The sequence below is a fragment of the Pontibacter akesuensis genome, assembly GCF_001611675.1.
Lineage (GTDB): Bacteria > Bacteroidota > Bacteroidia > Cytophagales > Hymenobacteraceae > Pontibacter > Pontibacter akesuensis.
This window is the reverse complement of record NZ_CP014766.1, coordinates 4,041,516-4,058,996: the sequence shown is the minus strand read 5'-3', so window position 1 is coordinate 4,058,996 and position 17,481 is coordinate 4,041,516. Positions and strand designations below refer to the sequence as shown.

The 17,481-nt window shown below is 50.6% G+C and carries 16 protein-coding genes and 1 other RNA gene; 10 read left to right on the top strand and 7 right to left on the bottom strand.

From position 1 onward, the window contains the following. Positions 1-21 precede the first annotated feature (21 nt). Together A0W33_RS17150 and A0W33_RS17145 are read left to right on the top strand one after the other, a co-directional pair. The gene (locus A0W33_RS17150; protein ID WP_068839314.1) at positions 22-1,812 is read left to right on the top strand and encodes a LamG-like jellyroll fold domain-containing protein; all 1,791 of its coding nucleotides are present in this window, start codon (positions 22-24) and stop codon (positions 1,810-1,812) included. 238 nt (positions 1,813-2,050) lie between these two features. Beyond that, entirely contained in the window at positions 2,051-3,538 is a 1,488-nt protein-coding gene (locus A0W33_RS17145) for a lipopolysaccharide biosynthesis protein (RefSeq protein ID WP_068839313.1), read from the top strand. 42 nt (positions 3,539-3,580) lie between these two features. On the opposite strand, the gene A0W33_RS17140 is transcribed toward A0W33_RS17145, so the two are convergent. Then, positions 3,581-4,684: a DegT/DnrJ/EryC1/StrS family aminotransferase gene (locus tag A0W33_RS17140; protein WP_068839312.1), complete on the bottom strand. Its 1,104-nt coding sequence runs from the start codon at positions 4,682-4,684 to the stop codon at positions 3,581-3,583. 151 nt (positions 4,685-4,835) lie between these two features. On the opposite strand from A0W33_RS17140, the gene A0W33_RS17135 reads away from it, so the two are divergent. Then, positions 4,836-5,510 carry a hypothetical protein gene (locus tag A0W33_RS17135; protein WP_068839311.1) on the top strand — a complete coding sequence of 225 codons (675 nt, stop codon included), beginning with the start codon at positions 4,836-4,838 and terminating at the stop codon, positions 5,508-5,510. Positions 5,511-5,585: 75 nt separating this feature from the next. Here the strand turns inward: A0W33_RS17135 and A0W33_RS17130 are convergent, their stop codons facing one another. From A0W33_RS17130 to ffs, 4 genes are all read right to left on the bottom strand, one after another. Beyond that, entirely contained in the window at positions 5,586-6,296 is a 711-nt protein-coding gene (locus A0W33_RS17130; protein ID WP_068839310.1) for a cell division ATP-binding protein FtsE, read from the bottom strand. 6 nt (positions 6,297-6,302) lie between these two features. Then, on the bottom strand, positions 6,303-6,506 hold the full coding sequence (locus A0W33_RS17125; RefSeq protein ID WP_068839309.1) for a fructose-6-phosphate aldolase: 204 nt from the start codon (positions 6,504-6,506) through the stop codon (positions 6,303-6,305). Positions 6,507-6,608: 102 nt separating this feature from the next. Then, positions 6,609-7,265 (bottom strand): fructose-6-phosphate aldolase, encoded by a 657-nt coding sequence (gene fsa / locus A0W33_RS17120; RefSeq protein WP_068839308.1) that lies wholly within the window; start codon positions 7,263-7,265, stop codon positions 6,609-6,611. A gap of 227 nt (positions 7,266-7,492) precedes the next feature. After that, an RNA gene (ffs, locus tag A0W33_RS17115) (signal recognition particle sRNA small type) lies at positions 7,493-7,590 on the bottom strand. Between the two features lie 407 nt (positions 7,591-7,997). Between ffs and guaA the strand changes: the two genes are divergently transcribed. From guaA to A0W33_RS17085, 6 genes are all read left to right on the top strand, one after another. Further along, positions 7,998-9,527 (top strand): glutamine-hydrolyzing GMP synthase, encoded by a 1,530-nt coding sequence (gene guaA / locus A0W33_RS17110; protein ID WP_068839307.1) that lies wholly within the window; start codon positions 7,998-8,000, stop codon positions 9,525-9,527. 93 nt (positions 9,528-9,620) lie between these two features. After that, positions 9,621-11,327 carry an ABC transporter substrate-binding protein gene (locus tag A0W33_RS17105; RefSeq protein WP_082815291.1) on the top strand — a complete coding sequence of 569 codons (1,707 nt, stop codon included), beginning with the start codon at positions 9,621-9,623 and terminating at the stop codon, positions 11,325-11,327. A 30-nt stretch (positions 11,328-11,357) separates the two neighbouring features. Further along, on the top strand, positions 11,358-12,656 hold the full coding sequence (gene hemL / locus A0W33_RS17100; RefSeq protein ID WP_068839306.1) for a glutamate-1-semialdehyde 2,1-aminomutase: 1,299 nt from the start codon (positions 11,358-11,360) through the stop codon (positions 12,654-12,656). Between the two features lie 110 nt (positions 12,657-12,766). Then, on the top strand, positions 12,767-13,303 hold the full coding sequence (gene dcd, locus A0W33_RS17095; RefSeq protein ID WP_068839305.1) for a dCTP deaminase: 537 nt from the start codon (positions 12,767-12,769) through the stop codon (positions 13,301-13,303). 184 nt (positions 13,304-13,487) lie between these two features. Continuing rightward, a complete protein-coding gene (locus tag A0W33_RS17090) occupies positions 13,488-13,934 on the top strand; it encodes a hypothetical protein (RefSeq protein ID WP_068839304.1) in 447 nt (148 codons plus the stop codon). Between the two features lie 290 nt (positions 13,935-14,224). Beyond that, entirely contained in the window at positions 14,225-14,671 is a 447-nt protein-coding gene (locus tag A0W33_RS17085; RefSeq protein ID WP_068839303.1) for a hypothetical protein, read from the top strand. 81 nt (positions 14,672-14,752) lie between these two features. Here A0W33_RS17085 and gldC read toward each other — a convergent pair whose 3' ends face one another. Then, a complete protein-coding gene (gene gldC, locus A0W33_RS17080) occupies positions 14,753-15,097 on the bottom strand; it encodes a gliding motility protein GldC (RefSeq protein ID WP_068839302.1) in 345 nt (114 codons plus the stop codon). A gap of 125 nt (positions 15,098-15,222) precedes the next feature. Between gldC and A0W33_RS17075 the strand changes: the two genes are divergently transcribed. Next, positions 15,223-16,221: an endonuclease/exonuclease/phosphatase family protein gene (locus tag A0W33_RS17075; protein WP_068839301.1), complete on the top strand. Its 999-nt coding sequence runs from the start codon at positions 15,223-15,225 to the stop codon at positions 16,219-16,221. A gap of 84 nt (positions 16,222-16,305) precedes the next feature. Here the strand turns inward: A0W33_RS17075 and dnaN are convergent, their stop codons facing one another. After that, a complete protein-coding gene (gene dnaN, locus A0W33_RS17070) occupies positions 16,306-17,430 on the bottom strand; it encodes a DNA polymerase III subunit beta (RefSeq protein ID WP_068839300.1) in 1,125 nt (374 codons plus the stop codon). Between the last annotated feature and the right edge of the window lie 51 nt (positions 17,431-17,481).

Genomic DNA, 17,481 nt, shown 5'->3' with positions numbered 1-17,481 from the left:
GCTTCACCTCCATTCCTGTCTATGAGCAAACTTTTACCACTCCTCCTCCTTATTTCCATTTTATTTGCTGCGAAGGTAAAAGCTCAGGGGCCAGTTAATGCTCTCAGCTTTGATGGGAACGGCTATGTTCACAGCAGCGCTTCAAATAGAGGGGTTACGAACCAAGTAACAGTAGAGGCTTGGGTTAAAACAACTGCAATGAAATACCAATGGGTTGCAGGAAAGTACGACAGGTATGGTGCACAGCGTGGCTATCACCTGATTATTAAAGATGGAAAAGCAGCCTTTGCCGGACGTGACGGTTCAGGAGATTATAGAAACTCCGGCTATTCTGCTGCAAATGTAAGCGATGGAAATTGGCACCATCTGGCAGGAGTTTGTGATGGTCGTACCTGGACGATATATGTGGATGGAATACTTCAAAACTCTATTACTACGAACTATAGCCAAACGAGCCTTACCAATACTGCTCCGTTGGCTGTTGGTAAATACTTCTTGTATGATGATGAATACTACGAGGGCCAAATCGATGAGGTCAGGATCTGGAAAAAGGCTTTAACAAGGGATGAAATCAGGCAGCAGATGTGCTCTAAACTCTCCTCATTCCCTGCAGACCTAGTAGCTTATTTCAATTTCGATGCTTCGGGCACGGCCACAGTTAAGGACCTAAGCAGCCAACGGCTAGATGGAACACTACAACAACTGAATCCAACAGTTGCCTGGGTTACCTCCGGTGCCCCTATTGGCGATAAAAGTGTTTACAGGTACACAGACGGGAGAGCATCACAGTGGGATGCTTCCTTTGAAATGGTTACAGACCGTGCTAACTTCTCTGTCATCAATGTCGATCCAGGTGTAGATGGCTTTCACCTGTATTCCATCCAGTCTCCGCCTGCTTCAACCAACGGCATAGGTGATGCCCGGGAGGTACAGGAGTATTATGGTTTATTTAAAGCGGGTGCCCCTTCAAAAAAGTACAAGGTATACTTTAAGCAGTATGGCATGGACTGTGGCGGCTTGCTTTACCGCAGACAAGATAACACGAAGACGAACTGGGGCCAGGTGGCAGACACGACCGCCTCACTCGTTATGCTCTACAACACTTCGGCTAACTATGGAGAGTATGCTGGAACGGGCAAAGCAGCACCCGCGGTGGCTATAAGCGGACCTGAAAGCATGTGTGCCGGTACTACCGCAAATTTAAGTGTACAGCAAAACACAGGCGAAACAGTTCGTTGGAGTACAGGAGAATCATCCGCTAACATCACAGTAACAACAGAAGGTACATATTGGGTTGAGGTAACAACTGCTTCGGGATGCACCGTCAGGGATGAAATCACTATAGCTCTCACGAAGGAACCTACTTTTTCTTTTCCAACAGAAGTGCCCATCTGTAACAACGAGGCAGCCGTGCTGGATGCGACAACAGAAGGCGCTACCTATAGGTGGAGCAACGGCCAAACTAGCCCAAGTATAGCTGTAACTGCTCCAGGAACTTACGCGGTAACCATAAGCCTGAATGGCTGTAGCTATACAAGAGATATAGTTGCCTCAGACGACGAATGCCCGGTTATCCCGAACATTATTACGCCCAATGGCGACGGTAAAAACGATAGCTTCGTCTTGCATGGAGTAGCTCCCAACAGCATGGAATTAGCTGTATTTAACCGCTGGGGAAAGGTCGTTTACCAATCAGACAAGTACAGCAATGAGTGGGGTGCAACGGGTATGGCAGCTGGAACCTATTATTACCAACTCAAAAGCAGCCGTTCGGGTAGAGTTTATAAAGGTTGGGTTGAGGTGGTGAAGTAGCATTTAAGCTCTTAGCCGGTTCAACAGTAACCATTACCTGCTACTTTTCATCGTTCCGGTTAAGGAGCGGGTAAATTCTGGTGGGACGCAGTGTACAGGTGGTGGGCCCTGTAAGTATAAATTCATTCAACTGTAAGGAAGCAGTGTTTTTTCAACATTTAAATTGCAGCTATCAAACACAGGCCCCTTACCGCTATACTTGTTTCATTTGCTACCTTTGCACCTCACCCTTTACTAAATGAGTAGGACATTACAGCGCGAAGGCATCTGGAACACGGTTATTTCCTATGGCGGCATTCTGGTTGGATACGTCAACACTATTCTGCTTTTCCCCAACATCCTGGATGAGTCGCAGGTGGGCCTGACGCGGCTATTGCTGTCCATTTCAGTGATGTATGCGCAGTTCTCGGCACTGGGTTTCGGAAACATGAGCGTGCGGTACTTCCCCTATTTCCGCGACAAGGTTAACCGGCACAACGGCTTTCTGTTCCTGCTGCTGGCGGTGCCCCTGCTAGGCTTTATTCTCAGTACCGCCATTTTCCTGCTGTTTAAGCCTGCCGTGGTCGAGTATTATATCGAAAACTCGCCGCTCATCATCGATTACTTTTATTACCTGATTCCGCTGGCGCTGTTCACGTTGCTGTTCAACATGCTCACGGCCTACCTGCGGTCGCTTTACAAAACCATTGTATCCTCCTTTGTGCAGGACTTCCTGCTGCGCATCCTCACAACTATCCTTATAAGTATATACGCACTGGATGTGATGGATTTCCAGACGTTCGTGCTGCTGTACATTGCCGTTAACTCGGCTGGCGCGCTGGCCTTGGTGGTATACTTGCTGTGGCTGAAGCAGCTTTTTTTAAGGCCTTCCCTGGCGGTGCTGCGCGTCATTCCCATCCGGGAGGTGTTTTACTACGGCTTCTTCACGTTTCTGGGTAACGTTTCCACCACCATCATTACCACGGTAGACCAGGTGATGATCTCCTCCTACAGCTTGGCTGCGAACGGTATCTATACCACCGCTTTCTTTATGACGAGTGCCATACTTGTACCAGGCAAGTCCATCCTGAAGATAGCGTACCCGCAGGTGGCCGAGTTCTGGAAAGACCGCGACATGGGCGGCATGAAAAAACTTTACCAAAACGTAACCATGATTAACCTGATCGTGGGGCTGCTGCTCTTTATCGGCATCTGGGCGAACATTGATAACCTCTATGATTTTATGCCTGAAAGCTACCGCAGCGGCAAGTATGTGGTCCTGTTTCTGGCTATGGCCCGGCTTGTAGACCTGGCCACCAGCCTGAACGGCGCCATACTGGGCACCTCCGACAAGTATAAATGGGATCTGGGGTTCAACGTGGTGCTGGCGGGGCTAACCGTCTGGACGAACTGGTATTTTATTCCGCGCTACGGCATTGAGGGAGCCGCTTTCGCCTCCATGCTCTCGCTGGTGACCATGAACCTGGCGCGGTTGTTTTTTGTGCAGGCTGTTTTCAAGATACAACCCTTCACCTGGCACGCCCTGGGGATCATCGCCATTGCTGGCGCAGCCTTAGGCGCCTCCTACCTCCTGCCCTACATGGGCAACGTGTACCTCGACATGCTGGTCCGCTCGCTTGTGCTAACGGCTGTTTATGCGTTGCTGGCCCTCAACCTGAACATTTACCCGGAGATGAACGCATGGCTGCGCAAAGTGATCTACGGCGTAACCGGTTGGCGCTTGTAGTGTAATTACTTTATGACAGGTATACAAGTATATACAAATGATTCAAAATGCAGAATTCTGCTTAACATAATTTATCACATGTTGACAGATGTATGCCAGTTGCTCCTCCTTCAGCTCGGAGTGCAGCGGCAGGCATAGGATACTTTCGCTTAGCCGCGCTGCCGTCGGAAAGTCTCTCCGGCTTAAACTTAAGCCTTGTGGCGCAGGATAATAAACAGCGCTCGGGATATAGTTAGCCTCCAGGTGCCGCCGCAGTCCATCACGTAATTCGGGAGCCACGGCAATAGTGTATTGCTGATAAATATGTTCGGCGTAATGAGTGTGAGCAGGTGTTTGAATTTCCGCTACCGCAGCAAATGCCTGATCGTAGTACTTGGCTATCGTTTGGCGGGCGGCATTATACTCCTCCACAAACGTCAGTTTCACCTCCATCATGGCCGCCTCCAGTGCGCCAAGACTAATATGCTCCTCCGGATACGCTCTTCCCCCTTCCTGCTGTTCCTGCAACCTGGCAACTAAACCTGCATCATTTACAAGCACGGCGGCTCCTTCTCCGGCATCCAGCAAAGGCTTTGTAGGAAAGAAGCTGGTAATCCCCAAGTGGCCGTGAATGCCGGCATAGCCTCCCTCTCCCCCAGCCATTTTATACCTGGCCCCGAGCGCCTGGGTCGCATCCTCGATCAGCCACAGCTTATGCTGCTGTGCCAGTGCCACCAGTTCCTGCAGCGGTGCGCATTGGCCAAAGAGGTGCGTCACCAGAATAGCGGCTGTAGTGGGTGTGATAACTTTTTCTACAGTTGCAGAGGTTAGCGTAAATGTCTGTGCATCCACATCAGCCAGCACAGGGAGGTAATCTGATTCCTGTAGCACCGCTACCAAAGCTGCATCGCCGAAGGCAGGAACAATTACTTCTGCCCCACGTGGGAGTTGTAGCAGCCGAAGCGCTGCCTTAAGTGCCGCGGCTGCATGGGCACTGGGTAGCGCGAGGGGCACCTGCAGGTAATTTTCCAGACTTCGGGCAAAGCGCGTTACCTGTGGCCCGTTCTCAAAATCCATACTGGCCATCACGGCACTAAACGCAGCATCCAGCGCTGGTTTAAGCTTCGCGTAGGGTGCTTTGGTGGCGGTCATTTTGATATCTTCCATAAGGTTGTATACTTAAGATGAAAGCCTTTGTGCGACAACCTGATCAGGAGCAGAATGCCCTAAACTTGCTTGCCGCTGCTCCTGCGGGGCCATGGCGTAACCACACGTCATGCCACCGCGTTTAGACAAAACTAAGACAAACACTACAACTATGCACAAAATAAGACTCATACTTACTTGCCTCTGCTTTCCATTTCTCTTTTCCTGCGACGGCCAGCGCACCCAAGAAGAAACTGTTGAAGTGGAAGCCACTGCATCGGACCAGGCACTAACGGAATACCGCGACATTGTCACTGAACTGGAGGAAGATGAACTCTCAGAGGTGGAAAAAGAGGCGCTCAGGCAATCGGCAAACGACACGTCGCTTTGGACTAATGAGAAGGCGAACCTGCAGCTAGAGCAAGAAGAACGGTGGACAGCCGTGAAAGTAAACAGGGAGGAACTAACGGAGGAGCAGCGTGCCGAGATAGACGACTTAAACAGACGCTATGAAACTGCACGGCAACGCCGGGGGGAAAAGTATGAGGAAGAAAGACAAATGTATCTCCTGCGCCGTGAGTTGCTGGGCCTCGACACCTTTAACGTTGACCTTGAAGATGTAACTTCTGAAAATATTGTGGAAGTATACGAGCATTTTGTGTCAACACTGCCAGATAAGATGGGTGCGTACGAGCAGCGCGATTGGAACCAGGTGGAGGGCCTGTGGAGTTCCCTCAACACCCGCCTGGACGCAGTAAGAACGGAACTTGGACAACCGGCACTTTCAGCCATTAGCAAAGCCCAGGCACGTTACCTCGAGATCCGGAAGCAGGCGAATATCCGTTAATCATTCCAGCGTAAAAAAGTAAAAGGGCCACCACTGTAGGTATACAGTGGTGGCCCTTTTTAAATTAAAGACTTGTTAGTACCCGTTGGTCAGGTTAAACTCCTGTACCTGCGAATCCAGCACATGGCCATGCTCGCATTTAAGTACACGTTGAGGGTAACGGTTGATGATCTCGTAGTTGTGCGTCGCCATCAATACGGCTGTTCCCTGTCTGTTAATCTCCTGGAAAAGCTTCATGATATCATCCGCCACCATCGGGTCCAGGTTACCCGTTGGCTCATCTGCGAAAAGAATAACTGGCTCGTTCAGCAGTGCCCGGGCCACCACTACGCGCTGCTGCTCCCCGCCAGACAACTGGTGGGGCATTTTGTTTGCGGCAGAGTCAAGCCCTACACGCATCAGCACTTCTGAAATACGCTGCTTGCGCTTCGATTTGTCATTCCAGCCTGTGGCGCGCAGCACGAAGTTTAAGTTATCGGCCACGGTGCGGTCAAACAGCAACTGAAAATCCTGAAAAATAATGCCCACCTTGCGCCGCAGGTACGGCACCTGCTTCCGCGGCAGCTTTCCTATTTTAAATTCAGCCACCGAGGCATGGCCCGACAGCAGCGGCAAATCGCCGTAAAGGGTTTTGAGCAGTGAGCTTTTTCCGCTTCCGGTGCGGCCCACCAGGTATACAAACTCCCCTTTCTCAATATCAAAATTAACGTTGCTCAGGATGGTGTTCACATCCTGGTAAATCGCAACGTCGCGCAACGACACAACCGGTGAAGAGGAAAAATTCATATGCTCTTACAATTCTAATTTCTGTAGTTTCCCAAACTCAAGCGAGCTGATCAGGGCGGCAAGCTCGTCCTCCTTCCCCTCTAGCCCATAGCGGTCGAGGTTTTTGAGCGGCCGGTCTGCCCTGAAGTAGGCAATCAGCACAAAATTACTGTCGCGCAACTGTATGTAATCCGGAATCTTGGCCTTGCCCTTTACTTTGATGATGTACATCTTTTTTAATTATGAATTACGAATTATGAATGATGAATTATTTAATCAGCAAGTGTAATACTGCCCCATTCATAATTCGTAATTCTTAATTCATAATTGCTTTTATTTATTGCCTTTCGCGTGGTCTGCCAGGAACTTCTCTAGTCCACTGTCAGTAAGCGGGTGCTTCAGCAGGCTCGTGATCACGTTGAGCGGGCAGGTTACCACGTCGGCACCGATCTCGGCGCACTGCAGCAGGTGCATGGAGTGGCGTACAGAGGCAGCCAGTACCTGTGTCTGGTAGCCGTAGTTGCCGAAGATAAGTACAATCTGCTCGATCAGCTGCATGCCGTCTGTAGAGATATCATCCAATCGACCGATAAAAGGAGAAACGTATGTGGCTCCTGCTTTTGCAGCCAGCAATGCCTGTCCGGCCGAGAACACCAGGGTGCAGTTTGTTTTGATGCCTTTGTCGCTGAAGTAACGGATCGCTTTTACGCCGTCGCGGATCATCGGAACCTTCACCACGATGTTCGGGTGCAGTTGAGCCAATGCCTCGCCTTCGCGAATAATTTCTTCATAATCGGTGGCGATTACCTCGGCACTGATGTCTCCATCCACAATCTCACAAATCTTTTTGTAGTGCGCAATTACGTTGTCGTGGCCGAAGATGCCTTCTTTTGCCATCAGGGACGGGTTGGTCGTAACGCCATCAAGAACACCGAGGTCATATGCCTCTTGGATTTCCTGCAGATTCGCAGTGTCGATAAAGAATTTCATATGGTTTGTGCTAGTAGATTATACTACAAATCTAACGCAATCTATACTAACACAAAAGACATTGCTAAAAGATAAAGGGCAAGCAGGGTATTTTGGCCTCAGAGGTTGAAATTGGCTGTAGCAGCAAGAGTTGTCTCTGCTGTGTTCGCAGTGAGTAGCCCTGGCGAGTTCAGAAATTATGCTGCAAGTATGGAAGGAGGTATAAAACCTTGGGGTAGGGGCAAAAAAAAGTGGCAAACCAACATCGCGCCGCTTCGACCATCTACCCTTGCTGCCTTCCGGCCCTGGGGGAGTTCGACGGGAGCTGGCCGTGCCGATTTGCCGTTGCAAAGGTACAAAGAAATCCATGCACCGCAAATTTTTGTTTCAGAATTACGCACATTCTCCCGAAGCATCGCACTTTATGCTACAGCACAACATGTTACAGAAGAATAACTTTTTCACCCTCCCCTGCTCTATTCGTTTCTGCACCGCAGCAACAGCCTTAAATCGTCGGTTTTGAAAAGAACCCCTAAACCATCTGCTTCGCGCAAGAGCGCTGTACTTACTGTTTCGGCAGGAGTTTATACTTGCAAGGAACTTAGCTTACACCATGAGCCGCCTAAAAAGAACAAGGTTCGTTCTGCCAGTTTACAGCAGCCTTAGCGCCACATTTTGCTCCTTATTCCGGTGCTTTCGTAAAAAGCCGCTTAAAGAATTAGCATAAACTATAAAAGGGCCTTAATTTTGCGCATGCCAGAAAAAATTCTTATCCTCGATTTCGGCTCCCAATACACCCAGCTTATTGCCAGAAGGGTACGCGAGCTTAATGTTTACTGTGAGATTTACCCGTACAACAACGTGCCGGAACTTACAGATGAAGTGAAAGGCGTTATCTTTTCGGGCAGCCCCTGCTCGGTACGCGACGCGGAACACCCCTCCATCGACCTTAGCCAGTTTCAGGGAAAAGTGCCTGTTTTGGGTGTGTGCTACGGTGCGCAGCTGATGGCCTTTGAGAGTGGCGGCGAAGTAACGCCTTCCACCATCCGCGAGTATGGCCGCGCCCGCCTCACGGAGATTCACAACAGCGACCGCCTGCTGAAAGAGCTCACCATTGGCTCCGTTGTGTGGATGTCGCACGGCGATACCATTTACGAGATTCCGGATAGCATTGAGGTGATTGCCAGCACCGACTCGGTTCGCGTGGCCGCCTACAAATTCCGTGACCATGAAACCTATGGCATCCAGTTCCACCCTGAGGTAACGCATTCCGATGAGGGCAAAACGCTACTGCGCAACTTTGTGGTGCACATTTGCGGCTGCGTGCAGGACTGGACTTCAGAGCAATTCATAGAAGCTACCGTGGCCGACCTGCAGCAGCAGATCGGAAACGACAAAGTGGTTCTGGGCCTTTCGGGCGGTGTGGACTCCAGCGTGGCTGCCATGCTCATCCACCAGGCGATTGGCAAAAACCTCTACTGCATTTTTGTGGACAACGGCCTGCTCCGCAAAGACGAGTTCGAAACCGTGCTGGACTCTTACAAGCACATGGGCCTGAACGTGAAAGGCGTTGATTCTAAGAACCGTTTCTACGACGCCCTTGCCGGCATCAGCGATCCGGAACTGAAGCGCAAAGCCATTGGCCGCGTGTTTATCGAGGTGTTTGATGACGAAGCGCACCAGATTGAGGATGTGAAGTGGCTGGCCCAAGGCACTATATACCCGGACGTGATTGAATCGATGAGCGTAAAAGGTCCTTCAGCCACCATCAAGTCGCACCACAACGTGGGTGGCTTGCCAGACTTTATGAAACTGAAAGTGGTGGAGCCGCTGAAGACGCTCTTCAAAGACGAGGTGCGCTTAGTGGGCAAGACACTGAAGATTGACGATACCATACTTGGCCGCCACCCTTTCCCGGGACCGGGTCTGGCTATCCGTATACTTAGCGATGTAACGCCGCAGAAAGTAGCCATCCTGCAGCAGGTAGACCATATCTTTATCAGCAACCTGAAAAAGACGGGCTTGTATGACGAAGTATGGCAGGCAGGCGCCATTCTAACGCCGGTGCAATCGGTTGGTGTGATGGGCGATGAGCGCACCTACGAACATGTGGTGGCGCTGCGAGCCGTGACAAGTATAGACGGCATGACAGCCGACTGGAGCCGATTACCGTATGAATTCCTGGCCGACGTGTCGAACGAGATCATCAACAAGGTAAAAGGCGTAAACCGTGTGGTGTACGACATCAGCTCTAAACCACCGGCCACTATTGAGTGGGAATAAAAAATTGAGACACAAGTATAAAGACACAAGACACAGGATTTTTTATTCATAATTCTGCGTCTTGTGTCTTATGTCTTACATCCATCAAAAGATATGAAAAATCGCTTCTGGAATTATGCCGCTACCCTGGCCGTGGCAGGTATGCTCGCACTACCCGCACAGGCACAGACACAGGACCCTGCCACCGCCTACAGCAACGCTAAGGTACTTTTGCAGCAACAGCGCTACGACCTGGCTATGGCAGAGCTGCTGCCCCTAACCGATGGAAACAGTGGCTATGCGCCGGAGGCATCTTATTTCTATGCGCTGGCAGCACTGAAAGGCAATAAGCCAGACGAAGCCTACAAAATGCTGCTGCAGTTACAGAACCAGCATGCAAGTTGGGCGGGTATGGCCGATGCCGATTACCTTTTGGCGAACGTGCTGTTTGAGCAGGGCGAGTACGAGCGGGCGCTGAGCAAGCTGCAGGAGCTGCAGGGTTCTGCCCTGGCCACCGATGCTGAGGGCCTGAAGCGCTACTACCTCACCCGCGTAACAGATCGTGCAAAGTATGAGCAACTGCTGCGCCGCTTCGGCTCAGATAAAACGGTGGCGCAGGTATACGCCGATAAGCTGATCGGGGGCTGGTACCGCCCTCAGGACCGCCAGAGCCTGGAGCGCCTGGTGCAGCAGCACAACTTGGACCGCAGCCGCTATCTCAGCAAGAATGCGTTGAGCAGTGCAGGCTTTGAGGTGGCTGTCCTCCTCCCCTTCCAGCTAAACCAGGATTACGCCCAGACTGCTCGCAACAGCAAGAACAAGTTTGTAACGGATATGTATGCAGGCATGAGAATGGCACAGGACACCCTGAAGAAGCAGGGCATAAACGTGAAGCTGTTTGCCTACGATACCAGTGCCGACACCATGGGTGTGAAACGCATACTAAGCCAGCCGGAACTGCAGCAGATGGATCTGATTATCGGCCCCATCTATAAGTCTGCCGCCATGGTGGCGGGGCGTTTTGCGGCCAAGAACAACATCAATGTCGTCAATCCCTTGTCTCAAAGCCTGGATGTGGCGGACGGCAATTCAAACATTTTTCTATTTGAGTCGTCTATCGCCACTCAGGCCCGGCAGGCCGCCACTTACGCATACCAGAACTTCTCACCCAAAACGGCGCTCATACTTTTCGAAAACGCCAAAGACGATACGACCTTTGCTTACCACTACCGCCAGCAGTTCCAGAAGCTCGGCGGCAAAGTTGTGGGCTATCGGAAATTCAGCCCGAACCAGGCGGCCGCCACGGCCAGTCTCTTCAGGGGGCTGAACCTGCAGGACGTGGGGCACATGGCAGTATTTTCAGACAAGATGACCGCCGCCGTGAACGCCACCAGTTTGCTGCAGAGCAAGGCCCAGAAACTTCCGTTGGTTACGTATGATAAATGGCTTGACATCAACCAGATTTCCCTTAGCCAGCTTGATAACCTGGAGGTATACTTTGTGAGCCCGAAGTACATCAATAAGGAAACACCTGCCAACAAGTGGTTTCAGCAGGCCTATACCAGCAAGTATAACCTACCCCCGTCGCAGTATGCGTACACTGGTTTTGAGATGCTGTACTACTTCGGGCGGATGCTGCAGGAGTACGGGCCGCAGTTCAACCAGCAGCTTAGCGCTGCGGGCGTGCAGCCGGGTCTTATTTTCACAGGCATTGGCTACACGAACCCCAATCAGCGCGGCCAGCTGCAGCCTGACAACCAGTACGTACCGATCACCAAACTAGAGAACCTGCAACTATCCGTCGTTAATCCTGTTTTCTAAACTGAAACAGATTTAAGTCTATTTAAACCTATGATAAAAGCACAAACAAGCAACGACCTTTTCCAACGCGCACAGAACAGTATTCCCGGTGGTGTTAACTCCCCCGTTCGTGCCTTTAAAGCCGTAGGCGGTAATCCGCGTTTCATGGTGTCGGCCAAGGGAGCGTATATGTATGATGAAGATGGAAACAAGTTCATTGACCTGATTAACTCCTGGGGCCCCATGATTCTGGGGCATGCGCCAGAGCTCGTGGAAAAGGCCGTTCGTGATGCTATTCCCAATTCGCTCTCCTTTGGCACCCCTACCCGCAAAGAGGTAGAGATTGCCGAGTTGATTGTGAGCATGGTGCCAAGCATTGAAAAAGTACGCATGGTTAATTCCGGAACTGAGGCCACCATGTCGGCTATACGCGTGGCGAGAGGCTTTACTGGCCGCGACAAAATCATCAAGTTTGAGGGTTGCTACCACGGCCACGGCGACTCCTTCCTTATTTCTGCAGGCAGCGGCGCCATTACGCTTGGCGTACCCGATAGCCCGGGCGTTACAAAAGGAACAGCCAACGATACGCTTACTGCGCCTTACAACAACCTCCAGGCTGTACAGACACTGGTGGATGCGAACAAAGGACAGGTAGCAGCCATCATCCTGGAGCCGGTTGCCGGTAACATGGGCCTGGTAACGCCAGCCGCTGGCTTCCTGCAAGGCCTGCGCGACCTTTGCGATAAGGAAGGCATTGTGCTGATATTTGATGAGGTGATGACCGGGTTCCGATTGGCCAAAGGCGGTGCGCAGGAGCTTTATGGCGTTACGCCTGACATGAGCACCCTCGGCAAGATTATCGGCGGCGGCATGCCGGTTGGTGCCTACGGCGGCAAGACTGAGATTATGAACTATGTGGCCCCGGCAGGTCCGGTTTACCAGGCAGGCACTTTATCCGGAAACCCGATTGCCATGTCGGCGGGAATGGCCATGCTTACTTATCTGAACGAGCACCCGGAAGTATACACGCAACTGGAGCAGACGACAAGCCGAATGGTAGCGGGCATGCAGCAGAACCTGCAGCAAGCGGGCCAGCAGTACACCATCAACCAGGTGGGCTCCATGTTCAGCATCTTCTTCACCGATCAGCCGGTAACGGATTTCGATTCGGCCAAGACTTCCGATACTACTCTGTTCGGGCGCTACTTCAACGCTATGTTAGAGCGGGGTATTTACCTGGCACCGTCGCAGTACGAGTCGCTGTTCGTATCAACTGCTATCACCCCCGAAGTAGCGGATCAGTATGTGCAGGCAAACCTGGAGGCACTGCAAGAGGCACATCAGGCCTAGGTTTAAAAAGAGCATGAAAGCGGCAGTGGCACTCGTGTTACTGCCGCTTTTTATTTTAAATTTGATAGATCAGCCGCTTCTGCTTAATTTACGCCCTCATACCCACCAACATGATTTTAACAGATAAACAGATACTGGAAGAAATGAACAAGGGCACCATTCTGGTAGAGCCTTTTAGCCGCGATTGCCTGGGCACCAACTCCTACGACGTGCACCTGGGCCGCTACCTGGCCAACTATAAGGATGAGGTGCTGGATGCCCGCAAACACAACGAAATAGATGTATTTGAGATACCGGAGGAAGGCTTCGTTCTGGAACCGGGAAAGCTTTACCTGGGTGTAACACTGGAGTATACCGAGACACATGCACACGTGCCGTTCCTGGAGGGCAAATCGAGTGTAGGCCGATTGGGAATTGACATACATGCCACAGCCGGTAAAGGCGATGTCGGCTTCTGCAATACCTGGACGCTGGAGATTTCTGTATCTCAGAAAGTACGCGTTTACTATGGCATGCCGATAGGTCAGCTGATTTATTTTGAGGTTTCAGGCGGAATAGAGAACTACTACAACACCAAGAAGAACGCCAAGTATAATCGCCGCACCATTACCCCTGTGGAATCGATGATGTGGATGAACGAGTGGTAGCAGCTGAGTAATTGTGCTATATTAAATCCGAAAAAAGCCCATTTAATTTGTATTAGATGGGCTTTTGGCATAGTATGTGCATTATACAACATACAAAACAATACAATTGCAGCGGAATTATTCAGTAGTCTTGCTGCGTTGTAACATCTGAAAATAAAACTTAAAATCTACGAAAGGACGCACTATGAAGAAGCTATTGGTAATAACATGTTTGATGCTTGGTATGGTTTACACAACCCAGGCAAGCGGCAATAACAACGTTAAGTCGAAGGCCACCGCCAGAGCAAACTACCTTTCCGATCAGATGATTAAGAACCTTCGATTGAACAACTTTCAGTCGGAGAAGATCAGGGAGATAAACAAGCAGATTGCCGAAGAAATGACGGCAATTGAGCAGCAGTATGCTGGCAACCAGGCAATAATAGACCAGCTTTGCAAAGAGGCCTGTGCCCAGCGTGACGTGTACCTGGAAGAGGTGCTTAGTACTGTACAGTATAACAAGTACTTTAACAGCCGCCCCGACTATACTAACATGGATAAGCAATTTATGGCTACCATGGACGCTGGGAACGGTGAAAACGGAGCCACAGCAAATGCTGCTACAGACGCCACCCCGGTTGCGGTAAACTAATAGCATAAAACCTTTCTGGCTTCTTTTAGACCAACAAAGCCGCCCTTGCAAAGGGGCGGCTTTGTTTATACTTACCATGTATAGCAGGTCGTAAGCAATTCGGAACCTTTCAATTCGATTGTAACGAATGCTTCTCCGCCCCATGAACCCATACCTTAAACTTCTTTCTGCTGCCCCGTTACTCTTCTAAATGGTACTTCTGCACAATTGCATATCATTTAACAGCACCTCGCCTAATTTACGTATACAGTAACAGAGAACCAGAACGTTAGACAAAGAAAGGCATAAATATGAAAAGGAAATGGATACTGGCCTGCATGATGCTCGGCTCGGCATGTGCAACGAAAGCCAGCGGAAATAAATTTAGTTCGAGTGCCACAGAAAATAAAAACACTGTGGCCTTGGCAAGTGCGAGAGCGGACCATTTATCTGAAGAAATGATACGTGGCCTGCACCTGAATAATTATCAGTCCCAGAAAGTACGGGAGATAAACCTAAAGGTAGCAGAACAGATTACGTCCATCGAGGCGCAATATGCTGGTAACCAGAAAAAGATAGATGACCTGACCAAAAAGGCACTGGCAGAGCGCGACCAATACTTGGAGAGCGTGCTCAGTACGGTGCAGTATAACGATTACTATAACCAGCGCGAGGAATACGTGGCCATTGACAAGGAGTTTATGGCCGAAATTAAGCCTGAAGCACCTGTTACAGGCGATGCGCTCTCAAGCAAGTAATTGCCAGCAGAACATTATAATAAGTACATAAAACAGCGCCGCCGCCCTTTCTTGGGGCGGCGGCGCTGTTTTATGTAAAAACTATTTTCCTTCGTTCTTCAAGCGGTCCTGCTCCACGTGATCAGTCAGCTCTTTGCAGAGGGCCTGGATCTTTCTGGCCATTACCTCATCGCTTGTGGCAGTGGCGATGCTCTGGGCCATGGCGCCCATGGTATCAATGTAAAAATACTTCATCTCCTCCACCGGCATGTCCTTTGTCCAGAGGTCAATCTTCATGGTGCCAGCCTCATCACGGTCCCAAAGCGAAATGTTGATTGCCTTGGCAAAGTGGATTTTATCGCCTGCATCCGTGGCTCTCCAGCTAATTGCTTCGGGAATACGGTTATCATCCAGGGCTATGCTAAAATATATTTCTGATTTCTTCATGCGCTCTTTTTAAACTTTATTGTACAGAATACTCGTAATATGCTTTAATAGATATATACGTACAAAGTTACACGATGCGCCACGCAATTAAAACACCCTTACTCTTTTTTACCTTTATAACCCTTATGGGTTGCTCTAAACTCCCTTCTACCTCCAGCAAAGGGAAACTGAACACTATCGCCTTTTACAACACTGAAAACCTGTTCGACACGAAGAACGACCCAAAAACCAAGGACGAGGCCTATCTGCCCGACGGCGCACGGCAATGGACGCAGGAACGCTACCAGGCAAAGCTGAAGAAGCTGGCCACCACCATCGAAAGCATAGCTGGCGATGAAGGACCTGCCATTGTTGGATTGGGCGAAGTGGAGAATGAGCAGGTAGTGCGGGACCTTATCAGCACCTCCCCCCTTAAGAAGTATAACTACGGCATTATTCATCACGATATGCCGGATGAGGAAGGACTGGACGTAGCGCTGATTTACCGGCCAAAGGCGTTCAAGCCTACCGCAACAGAAAGTTTGAAAGTAGATTACAAAGACCGAAACTTCCGCTCCAGGGAAATCCTGCAGGTAAAGGGCCAACTGCGCGGGGAACTGGTTACCATTTACGTAAACCACTGGCCTACCCCCAGCCGCACGCGCCGTGGCAAGGAAGATGATAAATATCAGAGGCTAGCCGCAGCAACGCTTAGGCGCGAAATAAAGAAGCAGCAGGACATAGACCCGAACGCTAAGATTATTGTAATGGGAGATTTTGCGGCAGAACCCAAATCTGAAGTAATGCAAAAGGTGCTCAAAGCCACCGGAAGGCCTAATCCCGCCTATAATGAGGAGCTGTTCAACACGCATTACATGTCTTTTGTGAATGGCCTGGGCAGCTACCACAGCCGGGGAGACTTCCAGATGTATGACCAGATCATGGTGTCTAAATCTTTGCTAAATGAGCAGGGAGGGCTGCAGTTTGTGCGCGGCTCAGCGGGCATACATGATCCGGTACCTACCAAGTATACCTTGGGCAAGTTCAGGGAAACACCGCGCAGCACCTACAACGGCAATTTATACCTGGGAGGCACCTCCAGCCATTTTCCGGTATACATCCAGGTGCGCAAAGAGCGACGCTAACCTCGTTACCCATAAGTATAAAAGCAGCGAGGCGGGCCATCATGGCCCGCCTCGCTGCTTTTATACTTAAAATTCTCTTGTAGCTTATACGTAGTTGTTCAGCATCACTGGCATCACCAGCATCAGCACGTCCTCTGCTTCCTCGTTCACAATCGGCATCAGCAAACCAGCACGGTTCGGGGTAGACAGCTCAAAAGTGATTTCGTCGGAGTCGATGTTGTTCAGCATCTCCATCAGGAACTTGGCATTGAAACCGATTTCCATGTCCTCTCCTTCGTACTGGCAGCTCAGGCGCTCATTTGCCTCGTTAGAGAAATCAAGGTCCTCAGCAGACACCTGCAGCTCTGATCCTGACAGTTTCAGGCGAATCTGGTGCGTTGTTTTGTTGGAGTAGATAGAGATTCGCTTTACGGAACTTTGCAGGTCAGAGCGCTCAATAACCAGCTTGTTCGGGTTCTGCACCGGGATCACGTTCTCGTAGTCCGGATATCGCTCATCAATCAGGCGGCAAATCATGCGGATGTTATCAAAGCTGAAGAATGCATTGGACTGGTTAAACTCCATGCGCACCACAGTGGCCTCAGAAGGCAATGTAGACTTCAGCAAAGTGAAGGCCTTGCGCGGCACGATGATCGAAGCCTCCTGGGCTGTGCCCACGTCAGAACGGCGGTAGCGCAGCAGGCGGTGACCGTCTGTGGCCACAAACGTTACGTTCTCAGAGCGCAGCTGCACAAAGATACCCGTCATGGCCGGGCGAAGCTCGTCCGTGCTGACAGCAAAGATGGTTTTGTTGATTGCCCGTGCCAGCACGTTTGATGGAATCTCGATTGAATTACCTCCCTGAACCGAAGGCACGCGCGGGAAGTCTGTTGCATTCTCACCGGACAGCTTATAGCGGCCGTTGGCAGAGCTGATCTCGATGGTATAGGTCTCTTCGTCTATCGTGAAGGTAACGGGCTGGTCCGGCAGGTTCTTGAGCGTTTCCAGCAGGATGCGGGCAGGCGCGGCAATGCGTCCGTTCTCCTTCGCCTCCACCGGCAGCTCGGTGATCATGGATGTCTCCAGGTCGCTGGCTGTGATGGTAAGGGTGCTGTTGTTGATCTCGAACAGGAAGTTCTCCAGGATGGGTACAACAGGGTTGTTTGTAACCACGCCGTTAATGCTGGATAGCTGCTTCAGTAGAGCAGAGGAAGAGACGATAAATTTCATTATGTATACCTATAGGTTAAGTAAAGCGACACTTGTAGCAAGACGACAGAC